The following is a 14,095-nucleotide window of genomic DNA, read 5'->3' on the forward strand; positions in this document are numbered from 1 at the left end:
GACGATCACCTCAATAACGATGGCCAGGAGCTCCTGCGCACGGCCTCGACACCTTCCAAGCGCGCCAAACGCCGGCTTTCCAGGCATGGCCACGGTGTGAGCACTCGCAGCGGCCGCCCAAGGATGCACGTGACTGGCGGCCTTGCCGCAGGTTCGCCGACCCTATACGCGGGGATCCATCGCGAGCGAAGCCTGCCCGCCGGAGAGACGTCGCCCATGGATCCGATACTACGATTCCTCGCGGTTCCGCTGATCCTCCTCACTGCGACGGCTCACGCCGACGTCGCGGGCGAATGTGCGTACCGGCGCCTGCGCATCGCCGGCAGCTACGAGTCGTGCCGCCTGAAGTCGCACGTTGCGTCGCTCGTCGAAGGTACTGCCGTCGACGGCCGCCGCTGCGACGAAAGATACCGGTCCAGATGGAGCTCCTCGTCGTACGCGGGCTCGAGCTGCACGGCAGGATTCGATGGACCGCAGGTCGAAGGCCTTGTGTCGGACTCCACCTCCATGCTCGTCACGTACCTGTCGGGCGATGCCGGCGCCCTCTGCGAGGAGCGCGACTTCCGGGCGACGGGACAAACCGTATCCTACGGCGCCGGCGATGATGCCGACCTGCAGGTCGCCGGGGCGCAGTCGTTCGTTGACAACGGCGACGGCACCGTCACCGACACCCGCCTCGGACTGCAGTGGGAGAAGAAGTTCGGCTGCAGCGTCTACAGCGGCAGCGAATGCTCTTCCGAAGAGGGCAGCTGCGGCGACCCGCACGATGGAAACAACTTCTACTCTTGGTCTTCGACCGCGACAGCGTACGACGGGACCGTGGTAACCGTCCTCCTCGAGCAGCTCAACCATCGCTGCAGCAACGATTCCTCGATCGCATGCTCCAGCGACGCTGACTGCGCGCAGGCCGGCGGTGCTTGCGGCTTTGCCGGACATCGCGACTGGCGCCTTCCCAACGTCAAGGAAGCCCGCAGCATCGTCGACCTGAGCCAGTCGCCGTATTCGGTGGCGCCGGCGCTGCTGACCGACGGGTGCGATCGGGGATCGACGTGGACGTCCACCAGCTACGCGGAAGATCCGCAGCAAGCGTGGTTCCTGCATACTCAGGCCGGCGGCGCGGTCGATACGATCGGCAAGAGCGCATTTTTCGCTGCGCGTGCGGTACGGGGTGGACGATGAGCATGCGAACGAACTTGACGGGCCTCCTGCTCTGCCTTCCCATCGCCGCGCCCGCCATCGCAGCCGATTGGACGGCGTCCTCGTGCGCCGCCAGAAAAGTGGGTCTTGCCGCGAAGGCAGTGAACTGCCGCCTCGTCACCGAGGCCAAGGCTGCCAAGACGATGTCGGCGCCGGCGTTCGACAGCTGCGACCAGAAGTTCCTCGCGTCTTCCCTGCGGCTCGAGTCCGACGAGCGCGCATCGGTATGCCCGACGAGCGGGGACGGCGAGAGCGTCCTGGATTTCGTGCGCGCCAGTACGGCCCATCTTGCAGCCACGCTGAAAGACGTCGAGGCGATGTCCCCATGCGCAGCGCTGCAGGCGCCGGCGAGCGGCCAGAGGGTTACCTACGGCCGCGGCGACGACGGGAGCTCGCATCTGGGCGCGACGCTTCAGTTCACCGACAACGGGGATGGAACCATCACCGACCAGGTCACCGGCCTGATGTGGGAGAAGAAGAAGTGGGTGAACCAGGCTTGGTATCCTGCGACGTGCAACTCGGTCACCGACCCTTACTGCGCCGATCCTCACAACGTCAACACCGTCTATGCGTGGGCTGCAGGATATCCCGGACGTGCCAGCTCCTATGACGGCCCCGTGGTCACGCTTTTCCTCGAGCAGCTGAACAACCGCTGCGACCGGGATGTGTCGGTCGCATGCGCCAGCAATGCCGACTGCAACGCGAGCGGCGGCGCCTGCGGCTTTGCCGGCTACCGGGACTGGCGCCTGCCCAACGTCAACGAGCTTGCCGGCATCGTCGACTACGGCCGCTCGATTCCGGCACTGGATCCGCTCTTTCACAACGCAGGCTGCGCGGCCCACTGCAGCGACGTGCGCAGCACCGACTGCAGCTGCGACAGCAACACTATCCATTGGAGCTCCTCCACCGGCGGCAGCTACCCCTTGCACGCATGGGCCGTGGACACCGCGCGCGGCCATGTCGAGTTGGCGAACAAGACCACCGGCGAGAGTGTGCGCGCCGTCCGCGGCGGGTACTGACGAGCGCCGCCGGCAGCTCCATCGCCGGCTGGCTTCTGCAGCGCAGCCTCATTGCAGCCGGCGCGAGCGACGAGCCGGGCGCGAACCCACGATTCGCGCCCGGCCCGGTCGTGCGCGCGGCCGTCGCACGTACTCGCCGCCTGCGGCGCTACGGCCTTCGCACGTTGATCAGCAGCATGCCTCGCACGCTCTTGCCCGCATCCGTGCTCGGCGGCGGTGCCTCCGAATAGACGGTGTACGGCAGCTTTACCCTTCTCCTCCGCTCGGGTGCAGTGTAGAGAACGGCGTCCTCGCCCGGAATCTGAGCGATCAAGCCTCGCTTCGGACGCAGCGGCTTGTCGAACACGACGACATACGGAGGGTCCATGTGGAAGCCGCCGAGCATTCCTCCTATCGGCGTCGTGGTGCCGTACTGCACCTCCGTGCTCAGGACCTCCAGTGGCGCGACCGTTATGTCGACGACCGCCTCCGACGTGAACTCGCCGTCGGTCACCTCGTAGGTGAAGCTGTCGGCGCCCAGGTAATTCCAGTTGGGCCGATACGAGGCTTCTCCATTCGGCAACAGCTCGAGGAAGCCGTGCGCGACGGGGCTCGTCACACGCACCGAGAGCGGATCACCGTCAGGGTCGCTGTCGTTGGCCAGCACGTTGAACTTGCTGCCGAAGTGGAAGGCGGCGTTCACTTCGTCCTCATTGGCGACCGGCGGCTCGTTGGCCAGAAAGGACTGCCAGTGCTGTTCGATGATGATCTTGGCGTAGGCGCCGTAGCCTTTCGTATTGGGATGAGCCGTCCCGGTCGTTTCGCTCTGCGAGCCGTAGATGGTGCCGTACGCGTCACCCTGCGTGATCATGGAGTCCGTTGCCGTGTTGATGTAGCGATCATTCGCGCACATCCCGTGCTTCTCGAACGCCTCGTAAATCCCGCTGACGTACGTGAAGCCGGCAAGGTCGGCGCCGACCTCGACCGCTTCGTTGAGCTTGACCGCCCACACAGCCTCGGCCACGCCGATCTCGTCGAAGTCCCACGACCCGAGGACGGTGATGTCTTCGAACAGCTCGGGGCATCGCAGCCCGTTGTCGTTCTCGAAGAAGCCCGGATATTCGAGCGCCAGCTTCATCCCGTCTTCGACCTGGATGCCGTACCCGTCCAGCTGCGCGCCAAGCTTTTGCCAGCCGGGCACGACTCGCTCCAGATCCTCGTCGAACTGCTCGCTCAACGTCAGGCCGTTCTGTCCGACAGGCTGCTGATGACAGAGGGTCTCGAGGATGCACACGCCGACCAGGTCCGCGAAGCGCACGTCGTTGATGCCGCCGGCGACCAGCAGCGAGTCGACCTTACGCGGCGCGTGGGCGTTTTGACCGGTCAGCGCGTAGTGCAACTGCAGGGTCTGGGGGCCCACCTGATAAGGCCCCTCCCCGTTGGGCGGCGGCTCCATGCCCGCGTAGGGCCCGGTGATACCGGTTCCGCGCACGAGCCCTGGGTTGGCGTTGTACGGATCGAGAACGTCGAAGGTCCCGGTGTTGTATCGCGTCGTGTCCAGGGTGGCTCCCGAGCATGCGAACGACAAGAACGTGACGCTGCTCGTCGGGTCCGCATCCTCGAGGAGCCGGGCTGCCTGAGCGCCGCCGGCATTGGCCGAGCGATGGCAGCGATCGTCCACCCAATCCGCGTTCTGCTCATAGGGCGTCGCCAGTTCCGGATACACCGGCCTGTCGACAGCGCCCTCGCCCGACGCGGACGAATCACCGAGCACGACGATCAGATAATCCTTGACCCGAACCGGTTGCGTGTACGTCTCGATGCTGCCGTCCGCTTCCTTGACTGTCAGCTCGACCCAGTAGTTGCCCTGCGCCGGAAAGTCGAGGTACGTGTAGCAATCCGTCGAAGGGCCACGCGTCTTGCCGTTCCAGCGCCACGTGTACCTTCTCGTCGGTTTCGCAAAGATCGGTTTTCCGTCCTCGTCCTTGGCGTCCGGATAATTCTCGTAGCCGTAGTCCTGCTCGCTCTGGCAGCCCATGAAGTTCAGGTACCAGGTGGTCGGATTGACGTATTCCGGGTCGTACGTCTCCCGCTGCCAGGGCTTGGGAATGCCACCGAACTCGTGCCAGGCATCGTCCCACTGGCTGTACCGGTCCGGCGCGGACCACGAGAAGCCGTTGGTCGGAAAGACGTACGGCGGCGGATGGATCGGCGTGCTGCCCGGCGAGCCTTCGTCTCCCGGATCCGGGTCGTATCTGGCAGTGGCCACCGGTGCGGAGCCCAGCAGCATCATCTGCAGCGTCAGCAGCGCCGCGGCCGTTCGGCGCGCACGATGTCGTCTCGTCATGATTCCCTCCCTGTATTCGTGGCTGGATCAGTCTTGGCGATCGCTGCCCGCGCCGTCTTCGGCGAGGATTCGGTGGACGATCGCGAGCAGCGCTTCGATCGAAGCGAAATTGCCCCCGTCACTCGTGGCCAGGTGTTGAACGCGGCCGCTCAGCTGGCCGCCAGCTGCGTCGCAGTCGTCGGCGACCTCGACGACGAACGCACGCCGCAGCGCGCCCCGGCCCGTTGCAAGCGAGCTTGCGGAGCCGGCCGGAGTGTCGGCGGCCAGGGTCTCGGGTGTGGCCGAATTTCCCTCCGGCCGCTTCTGCGTCGGCTTCATTGGTCTCTCCGCCTCGGACTCCGCCGGTTCTCGCGGTCGAGCACCGGCAGGCGGACGGGAAACTGACACAGCTCGGGGCGCCGAGTATCGAAAGAACCTGGAATTAACTTGGAAAGAAGTGGCCGGCGGACCGCTCTCGGCCGGCCCGCAGATCCGGAAACGCCGCGCCACCGGATCGGCGGCGACGGCGCTGCTGGCGACGCGGCTCACGCGCAGTCGCCGTGGATGCGCGCGCCGGGACGCCTGCGTTGACACGAGCTCGGCCGGCGCATACGAAGGCTCGCCACACTAGCCGGCCGAGCCGGTCTTGGGGGAAATCCATGTCATTCGTCACTCCAGCCATTGCTCGCGCCACCGGTCTGTCCGTTCTCGCTCTTGTCGGCCTGCTGCTGCAGGCCGGCTCGTCGTCCGCCAGCTCGACCTGCCTTACCGGCACCGACCCCGTCGTCGCCGCCGATGCGGCCCAGATCGCGGCCGTGCGCGAGCTCGTCGAGTCGACCTGCGTCTGCTCCAGCTTCGACGGAAGCGAAGACAAGCAGCGCAGCGACTACAAGGACTGCGTGGAGGGCGTCATCGCTTCGCAGGTTCCCTCCGCGCTGCGGCGCAAGTGCCGTCTGACGGTCGAGAAGATGTACAAGCGCACGACCTGCGGGCGTGACGCGCGCTTCAATTTTCAACCGTGTGTGTCGATGGATGCCGAAGGTGTCCGTGGATGCACGATCGTGCCCACCACCAAGCGCGATGGCACGACGGCGCTGGAAAAGTGCCGCGAGAAAGGCACCATCGCCGCCGCAACGTGCAGCGGCTTCACGTCCTGCATCGATGCCGCCGACACCAGCGGCGACCTCGTGATCGGCTCGGGCGATGCGCCGGCCTGCGATATCGGCATAGCCATCCGCGCCGCCGCTCTCGACGAATACCTGACGGTCGACGCGGACACCGAGGAGCTCGCGACGAGCCCGAGTGACGCGCTGCTGGACCAGCGCTTCGACATCCAGAACATCGACGGCCGCACCTACATCCGCGCCCTTGCCGCAGACGCCTACCTGCGCGACGACGGCGGCGTCGTCAAGGCCGATGCGCAAGATCTCGCCTCGGCCACGGCCTGGGTGATCTTCGTTCAGACCGCCGTCGTCGGCGAAGCTACGAGCAGCGACGCCTACATCATGAAGGATGGCGCGGCGGGCCCCGATGTCGATATTCTCCGCGCCGACTCCGCGACGGGAGAAGTGCGGGTGGTAAGGATGAACATCGTCGACGCACTGAGCTCCAGCGACACGAAGATGACTCTCATCACGCGCTGAGGCGACCATGCGCAGGGCGGTCGCGCCACCATCGCCCGACGCAAGCGGCCGCGCAGCGGCACCGGCTCCGCACCGCGTCCGAGTCTCAACCGCGGATCGCTGCCGCGATCACGCCGAACCCCGTGCCGCGCATCGGCGGCAGCTCACCCGCACGATCGCGCGCGCGGCCGAGCACCGCCTCCGCCGATGCATCCGCCCGCTGCAGCAGCCCGGCCACATCGACGCCGCAGAGCACGCCGTCGCGCTTGACCACGTGCCCGGCCACCAGAACCGTGCGCACATCGGACGGCGTCGTCTGGAACACCAGCGTACCGGCGGCGTCCACGCGCGGATGCTGTGCGATGCCGGGCCCGCCCACGATGATGATGTCGGCCTGCTTGCCGGGCGTCAGGCTGCCGATGCGGCCGCCCTGCCCGATCGCCTCGGCGCCGTTGATCGTCACCCACTCCAGCGCATCAGCCGCCGTCACCGTGACATAGATCGGATCCTGCCCGGCAAGGTTCATGCCCTCGGTGTCGGCCCAGCGCTTGAACGCCACCGCCATGCGAAGCTGCGTCAGCAGGTCGCCGCTGTTCAGGGAAATGACGTCGCACGACAGCGTCGGCTTGATGCCGTGCCGCTCGCAGGCGGCAAAGACGGGGCGGCCCATTCCCATGTTCAGCTCCGTCTCGGGCGAGATCGAGACCTTGGCGCCGGCACGCGCGAGGCGCACCCATTCGTCATCCCGCAGCGTGTTGCAGTGGACGTGCACCTGCTCGGGCCCCAGTAGCCCCGCCTCGTCGAGCTCGGTGATCCCGCTCGGCATGGCCCAGACGCAGCCGGTGTGGCAGACGACGACGGCATTGCGGCTGCGCGCGGCCCGGATCTCGGCTGCCACGTCGGCGGGGGCGACCGTCTCGCTCAGCGCCACCCCGAGCGTCAGCAAACCCGACGACGATGCGAAATACCGATCGGCGATGCGCGCGAAATCCTCGACCCGCTGCGCGTGCGTCGCGAAATGCGGCGGCGCCTGCGGGCTGCTCTCGAAGAAGCCGTAACCGAACACCGCACGCACGCCCGCATCGCGAAGCCCGGCAACGGCGGCGTCGGCGTGCTCCGGTGTATTGTTGCAGTGCGAGAAGTCGAGGATGGTGGTGACGCCGGCGTTGAGCGCTTCGAGCGCGCCGAGGCGGTTGCCGAGATGCACGTCGTCGGGGGAATACACGGGCGAGATCGAGAGGCGCACGCCGAGGTAGTAGTCCACCAGCGTCCAGTCCGCGCACAGCGCGCGCAGCTGCGTCTGCCAGGTGTGGCGATGCGTGTCGATCATGCCGGGCGCAACGATGTGGCCCGCGGCATCGATCACCTCGGCATCGTCCACATCCAGACGCGCAGCGACGGCGACGATGCGATCGTCCTCCACCAGCACGTCGGCGCGCGGAAAGTCGCCGAGGGCGCGGTCCATCGTCAGCACGTGACCGCCCCGAATCAGCGTCCGTCGCGGTGCCATGGCGGATCCTACTGCTGCGGTGCGGTCGCGACGGCGTCGGCGATCGCCTTGGGATCGCAGCCGCGCGTGGCGGCCCGCAGCGCGAGCGCATCGGCCTGCGCACGCTGGCCGGCGCCGGCACGGCCACGAATCTCGGCGAGAATCGCCGCGCACGGGCCTTCCTCCTCCGCTGCTGCATCGTGCGGTGGTGGAGCATGGTCGCCCGGCGACGCCGGCTCTGCTTCGTACGGACGGGGTGGAGGCCATGGCACCTGATCGTCGCCGCCGCCGCCGCCGTCCGGCGCATTGCCGTAACGGTCGTCGCCGCCGCCGTCGCCGCGCGCGTCGCGATAACGATCGGAGCCTCGCGGCGCATCGCCGTAGCGGTCGCCCGCGCCGTCTTCGAAGCGGCCCGGCTGCGCCTCGTCCCAGTTCTCGTCCTCGACCGGAGGCGGCATCGACAGCGAGGAGTCGCCGCGTTCCCTCGGCCCGGCAACGCCGGGCGCTGCGCCGGCAGCCGGCGCCGTTCCCGCGCCAGCTTCGACGGCGACCGATGCGTCGCAGCGCGAGCGCGACTCCTCCCAGCGCATGCCCATAGGGCAGCGGCATTCGTAATCGGTTCCCGACGGCGACAGCACCGCGACCGTTCCAGGCCAGCGCGACTGGCATTCGGCGCCGACTTCGTGCGTGGAGGCTCCGCATTCGAGCGCCTCGGCGTTCCACGGCTTCTCGGGCGGACACGTGCAGTGGAAGGTGCCTTCGCCGGTGAAGGCGGGAATCGAGCCAGGCCATTTGCTCGAGCACACGTCGCCCGCGGCCTTCTCGCGCGGCTCGCAGCGATCGCCGTGAAGGCCCCACCACTGGCCTTCGGGACAGCGGCAGGCGCCGATGACGCGATCGTAGCTGCTGCCGGGCCAGCGCGAGCAGTCGGCCATCACCGGCGCGGCAGGCAGCGCGGGCGCGGCGGGTGCGCCTCCCGATGCCGGAGCCGCGGGCTGCGCACCGGGGGCCCCGTCGTCGTACACGAACAGGATCACGGGCGCGCCCGATGGCAGCGGATTGCCGGCAGGCGGCACCTGCGCGGCGACGCGACCACGATCCTGCGGATACGGTGCCATTCCGGCCGACCGCCACTGCGCCGCAAAGCCACCCTTGATCAGCCGCCTCTCCACCTCGGGCCGCGGAAGGCCCACGTACTGCGGCACGACTCGTGTCTGTGCCGCCACGTCGGCCGACAGCAGCGCGACCAAGGAAACCGCCGAAAAGGCCGCCAGGGCCGCACGGGAAACGATTGCGCTCATCCTGTCCCTCGTAGGCATGGGTCCGCTCAAGCGCCGGGCTCGTCGAGCGAGCCGAGACATTCCTGCAGCGCCTCGACCTGTTCTACCCAATAGCGGTCGGTGCGGAAATCGGTGAACACCCGCGCAAATGCGGCATCTTCCCAGCGCCGCGCAATCCACGCTGCGAAGTGCAGCAGTCGCAGCGCGCGCAGCGGCTCGACCAGGCGCAGCGTGGAATGGTCGAAATCACGCAGCTGCTCGTAGCCGTCGATCAGCGCCCGACGCCGCGCCCGTGCCCACTCGTCGCGGCCCGGCGCGATCAGCCACAGGTCCTGCACGCAGGGCCCGCGCAGCATGTCGTCGAAATCGACGAGCATTGCGCCGTCGCGGCCCCACAGGATGTTGCCGAGGTGGCAGTCCCCGTGGATGCGCTGCACGTCCGCCTGCGCGAACCATGGCTGCGCGCGGTCGCAGATCGCCTCGGCGACGTGCCGGTAGCGGTCGCGATAGGGCGCCGGGATCGTGCCCGACTCCAGCAGATACTCGAGGTTGCCGCGCCCGTAGGTGTCCACGTCGAGCTGCAGCCGGCTCGGCGCCGTGCTCCTGGCGCCGACCATGTGCACGCGCGCGAGCAGACGTCCGAGCTGTTCGGCCTCCGCCTCGCTGATCTCGTCGCTGAGGCGGCCGCCGACGCGTGGAAACAATGCGAAGTAGATCCCGAGGTCGGACAGCTCGCCGAGTGTGGCGCCGGCGTCGTCGCAAATCGTGGTGTCATCGTCGTCCTGATCGCGCGTGTCGCCGCCGAGCGCCGCTCGTTCGTCCTCGCCGTCGCCGGTGCCGCCGCCGAGCGGCAGCGGGGGCACGACCGGAATCTCGGCCTCGGCCAGTTCACGCAGAAACCGATGCTCTTCGAGGATTTGCTCGCGGCTCCAGCGGCCGGGCCGGTAGAACTTCGCCACGCGAAAGCGGTCGCTGGGGCTGCGCACCTCGCCCTCGACCTCGACCTCGATGTCGTAGACGCGATTCTCCATGCTGTTGAGCGCCAGGCAGCGGCCCGTGCAGGTCAGACCGCTCTGCTCGACGGCGCCAAGGATGCGATCGGGAGTCAGGCCATGAAAGAAGCGGGTGCTTTCGGCGCCGAACAGGCGCGAGCTGCCGCCGCCGCGCTCGCCGGCAACGTGGCCGCCGCTGCCGCGCTCGCCGCTGAGCTTGCCGCCGCTGCGCTCGCCGATGACGTTGCCGCTGATGTTGCCGCCGCTGCGATCGCCGCTGACGTTGCCGGCGACGTTGCCGCTGACGTTGCCGCTGACGTCGCCAGCGGCGCGGTTGCCGCCGGCGCGGCCGCGACCGCCGCTACTTTTGCGACCGCTCAAGCGGACGCGGCCCGCGGCGAAGCAGCCGGATCGGCGTCGCCGCTGCGTTCGGGCTCGTAAGCGAGATTGGAGGCGAGCCACCTCTCCACTGTTGCGACCGACACGCCTTTGCGGCGCGCGTAGTCCTGCACCTGGTCGCGATCGATCTTGCCGATGCCGAAGTAGGCGGCATCGGGATGGGAGAAATAGTAGCCACTGACCGACGCCGCCGGGAGCATCGCGAACGTGTCGGTCAGAACGACGCCGGCATTCTCCTGCGCGCCCAGCAGCTCCATCAGCGCCGGCTTCTCGGAATGATCGGGACAGGCCGGATACCCGGGCGCCGGCCGGATGCCCCGGTACTTCTCGGCGATCAGGCTTTCGTTGTCGAGCTTTTCGCTGGCGGCATACCCCCACAGCTCGCGCCGCACGCGCTCGTGCATGTGCTCGGCCAGTGCCTCGGCAAAGCGGTCGGCGAGCGCCTTGCACAGAATGGCCGAGTAGTCGTCGTGGTCGCGTTCGTAGCGCTGCACGATCGCCTCGAGGCCGAGCCCCGCCGTTACGGCAAAGCCGCCGATGTAATCGTGGATGCCGCTGTCGGCCGGCGCGATGAAATCGGCCAGGCAAAGATCGGGACGGCCCGGCGGCTTCAGAAGCTGCTGGCGCAGGAAGTGGATGGTTGCCAGCTTGCGCGCACGAGATTCGTCGGCGTACACATCCACGTCGTCGCCCACCGCGGCCGCCGGCCACAGCCCGACCACGGCGCTCGCGCGCAGCTCGCCGCCGGCGATCAGGCGCTCGATCATCCTCTGCGCGTCCTCGAACAGGCTGCGCGCCGCCGCTCCGGTGTGCTCGTCGTCCAGGATCGCCGGGTAGCGGCCGCGCAGCTCCCAGGTCTGGAAGAACGGCGTCCAGTCGATGTAGTGCAGCAGGTCGCGCAACGGCACGTCGTCGAACACGGTCAGCCCGAGCTTGTTGGGCACCGGTGGCCGGTAGGACTCCCAATCGCCGCGCACGCGGTTGGCGCGCGCGCGCTCCAGCGTCACGTTGCTCGTGCGCGCCTGCTTGCTGCCGTGCGCGTCGCGCAGCTTCTTGTACTCGGTGCGCGTGTCCACCGTCAGCCGCTCGCGCAGCGACGGGTTCATGAGCGAGCTGGCCACGCCCACGCCGCGCGAGGCGTCGAGCACGTGAATGACGGGCCCGCTGTAGCACGGCTCGATCTTGACGGCGGTGTGCACCCTGGACGTCGTCGCGCCGCCGATCAGCAGCGGCAGCGTAAAGCCCTGCCGCTCCATCTCGCGCGCCACGTGCGACATCTCCTCGAGCGACGGCGTGATCAGGCCCGACAGCCCGATGATGTCGACCTCACGCTCGCGCGCCGTCGCCAGCAGCTTGTCGCACGGGACCATCACGCCGAGGTCGATCACCTCGAAGTTGTTGCACTGCAGCACCACGCCGACGATGTTCTTGCCGATGTCGTGCACGTCGCCCTTGACGGTGGCCATGAGCACGCGGCCCTTGGTGTCGGCGCCGCCCTCGGCCTTCAGGGCCTCCAGGTACGGCACCAGGTGCGCGACCGCCTTCTTCATGACGCGCGCGCTCTTGACCACCTGCGGAAGGAACATCTTGCCGGCGCCGAAGAGGTCGCCGACGACGTTCATGCCGTCCATGAGGGGTCCTTCGATCACCTCGAGCGGATGCGAGGCCTGCGCCCGCGCCTCCTCGGTGTCCTCGACGACGAAGTCGGCAATGCCGTTGACCAGCGCATGCCGCAGCCGCTCGGCCACGGTGCCCTCGCGCCAGGACAGGTCGGTGACGCGCGCCTTGGCCACACCGCGATAGCCTTCGGCAAACTCGAGCATCCGCTCGGTGGCGTCCGGCCTGCGATTGAGCAGCATGTCCTCGACGCGCTCGAGCAGGTCCTTCTCGATCTGCTCGTAGACCGGCAGCGCGCCGGCATTGACGATGCCCATCGTCATGCCCGCGCGGATGGCGTGGTAGAGGAAGGCGGCGTGAATGGCCTCGCGCACCGGGTTGTTGCCACGGAAGGAGAACGAGACGTTGCTGACGCCGCCGCTGATCATCGCATGCGGAAGCGTCTCCTTGATGCGCCTGGTCGCCTCGATGAAATCGACGGCGTAGTTGGCGTGCTCCTCGATGCCCGTGCCGATCGCGAAGATGTTGGGATCAAAGATGATGTCTTCGGGAGCGAAGCCCGCCTTCTCGATCAGCAGCCGGTAGGCGCGCGTGCAGATCTCGACCTTGCGGTCGGCCGTATCGGCCTGGCCGGTCTCGTCGAAAGCCATGACGATGACGGCGGCGCCGTAGCGGCGGATCTTCCGTGCCTGCGCGACGAACGCCTCCTCGCCTTCCTTCATGCTGATCGAGTTGACGACGCCCTTGCCCTGAAGGCACTTCAAGCCCGCCTCGATCACCGTCCATTTGGACGAGTCGACCACCACCGGCACCCGCGCCACCGCCGGATCGGAGGCGATCATGTGCAGGAACGTCGTCATGGCCTTCTCCGAATCCAGAAGGCCCTCGTCCATGTTGACGTCGATGAGCTGGGCGCCGCTGTCGACCTGCTGCCGCGCGACCTCCACCGCCGCCTCGTAGTTGCCGGAGAGGATGAGGTCGGCGAACTTCTTGGAGCCGGTGACGTTGGTGCGCTCGCCGATGTTGACGAACAGCGATTCTGGCCTGATCTCGAGCGGCTCCAGGCCCGAGAGGCGGCACACGCGCGGCAGCTCCCGCGCCGTTCGCGGGCTGACGCCGCGAACGGCCGCGGCGATCGCTTCGATGTGCGCGGGCGTGGTGCCGCAGCAGCCACCGACGATGTTCAGGAACCCGCTCCTGGCCCACTCGCCGATCAGCTCGGCCATGTGCTCGGGCGTGTCGTCGTAGCCGCCGAACTGGTTGGGCAGGCCGGCATTGGGATGCGCGCTGACGGCGCACTCGGCAGCGCCGGAGACCTCATCGATGTAGGGCCGCAGCTGCTCGGCGCCGAGCGCGCAGTTGAAGCCGATGGAGAGCGGCTGCGCATGCCGCAGCGAATAGTAGAACGCCGTCGGGGTCTGCCCGGCCAGCGTTCGCCCGCTGGTGTCGGTGATGGTTCCCGAGATCATCACCGGCAGAAGGATGCCGCGGCGCTCGAAGACGTCCTCGATGGCGTAGAGGGCGGCCTTGGCGTTGAGAGCGTCGAAAACCGTCTCGACCAGCAGCACGTCGGCGCCGCCGTCGAGCAGCCCCTCGGCCTCTTCGGTGTAGGCCACGACCAGCTCATCGAACGTCACCGCACGGAAGGACGGATCATTGACGTCCGGCGACAGCGACGCGGTGCGGTTGGTCGGCCCGAGCACGCCGGCCACGAACAGCGGCCGCTCCGGATGGCGGCCCTGAGAAGCGGCCGCGGCCTGGCGCGCCAGCTCGGCACCGCGCCTGTTGAGCTCGTAGACGTGCGCCTCCATGCCGTAGTCGGCCTGCGAGATGGAGGTGGAGTTGAACGTGTTGGTCTCGACGATGTCGGCGCCGGCATCGAAGTACGCCTCGTGGATCGCGCGTACGATGTCGGGACGCGTCAGCACCAGCAGGTCGTTGTTGCCCTTGAGGTCGCGCGGCCATTCGGCGAACCGCTCGCCTCGATAATCGGCTTCGACCAGGCCGTAGCTCTGGATCATCGTGCCCATGGCGCCGTCGAGCACGAGGATGCGGCGGCTCATCTGCTCGGCCAGCAGCCGCCCACGCTCATTGGTATATTGTCGCGGATTCCTCATTGCCTTCGTCCGGTCTGAACCGTTGTCTGTAGCAGGGACGGGCGGGAGGGGACAGCCA

Annotated in this window: 9 protein-coding genes; 3 read left to right on the top strand and 6 right to left on the bottom strand. The window is 67.9% G+C overall.

The features are described 5' to 3' along the window. The first annotated feature begins 216 nt into the window (after nucleotides 1-216). Complete coding sequence (locus tag VEC57_08015) at nucleotides 217-1,179, top strand: DUF1566 domain-containing protein (GenBank protein HYB99069.1); 963 nt, start codon at nucleotides 217-219, stop codon at nucleotides 1,177-1,179. 2 nt (nucleotides 1,180-1,181) lie between these two features. Further along, nucleotides 1,182-2,216 carry a DUF1566 domain-containing protein gene (locus VEC57_08020; GenBank protein ID HYB99070.1) on the top strand — a complete coding sequence of 345 codons (1,035 nt, stop codon included), beginning with the start codon at nucleotides 1,182-1,184 and terminating at the stop codon, nucleotides 2,214-2,216. A 148-nt stretch (nucleotides 2,217-2,364) separates the two neighbouring features. Here the strand turns inward: VEC57_08020 and VEC57_08025 are convergent, their stop codons facing one another. Both VEC57_08025 and VEC57_08030 read right to left on the bottom strand, forming a co-directional pair. After that, entirely contained in the window at nucleotides 2,365-4,542 is a 2,178-nt protein-coding gene (locus VEC57_08025) for an Ig-like domain-containing protein (GenBank protein ID HYB99071.1), read from the bottom strand. Nucleotides 4,543-4,569: 27 nt separating this feature from the next. Beyond that, the gene (locus VEC57_08030) at nucleotides 4,570-4,860 is read right to left on the bottom strand and encodes a hypothetical protein (protein HYB99072.1); all 291 of its coding nucleotides are present in this window, start codon (nucleotides 4,858-4,860) and stop codon (nucleotides 4,570-4,572) included. 320 nt (nucleotides 4,861-5,180) lie between these two features. Here VEC57_08030 and VEC57_08035 point away from each other — a divergent pair, with 320 nt between their 5' ends. Beyond that, a complete protein-coding gene (locus tag VEC57_08035) occupies nucleotides 5,181-6,164 on the top strand; it encodes a hypothetical protein (protein ID HYB99073.1) in 984 nt (327 codons plus the stop codon). An 85-nt stretch (nucleotides 6,165-6,249) separates the two neighbouring features. Here VEC57_08035 and VEC57_08040 read toward each other — a convergent pair whose 3' ends face one another. From VEC57_08040 to metH, 4 genes are read right to left on the bottom strand one after another with little or no spacing between them, the layout of a single operon-like run. After that, nucleotides 6,250-7,653, bottom strand: a complete 1,404-nt coding sequence (locus VEC57_08040) for an amidohydrolase family protein (GenBank protein ID HYB99074.1) — start codon at nucleotides 7,651-7,653, stop codon at nucleotides 6,250-6,252. 8 nt (nucleotides 7,654-7,661) lie between these two features. After that, nucleotides 7,662-8,933 (bottom strand): PASTA domain-containing protein, encoded by a 1,272-nt coding sequence (locus VEC57_08045; protein HYB99075.1) that lies wholly within the window; start codon nucleotides 8,931-8,933, stop codon nucleotides 7,662-7,664. Between the two features lie 26 nt (nucleotides 8,934-8,959). Further along, the gene (locus tag VEC57_08050) at nucleotides 8,960-10,285 is read right to left on the bottom strand and encodes a serine/threonine protein kinase (protein ID HYB99076.1); all 1,326 of its coding nucleotides are present in this window, start codon (nucleotides 10,283-10,285) and stop codon (nucleotides 8,960-8,962) included. Beyond that, the gene (gene metH, locus VEC57_08055; protein HYB99077.1) at nucleotides 10,282-14,037 is read right to left on the bottom strand and encodes a methionine synthase; all 3,756 of its coding nucleotides are present in this window, start codon (nucleotides 14,035-14,037) and stop codon (nucleotides 10,282-10,284) included. Before metH ends, VEC57_08050 begins: the two co-directional genes overlap by 4 nt. Between the last annotated feature and the right edge of the window lie 58 nt (nucleotides 14,038-14,095).

This window comes from Candidatus Limnocylindrales bacterium (assembly GCA_035626395.1).
GTDB lineage: Bacteria > Desulfobacterota > Binatia > UBA1149 > CAITLU01 > DASPNH01.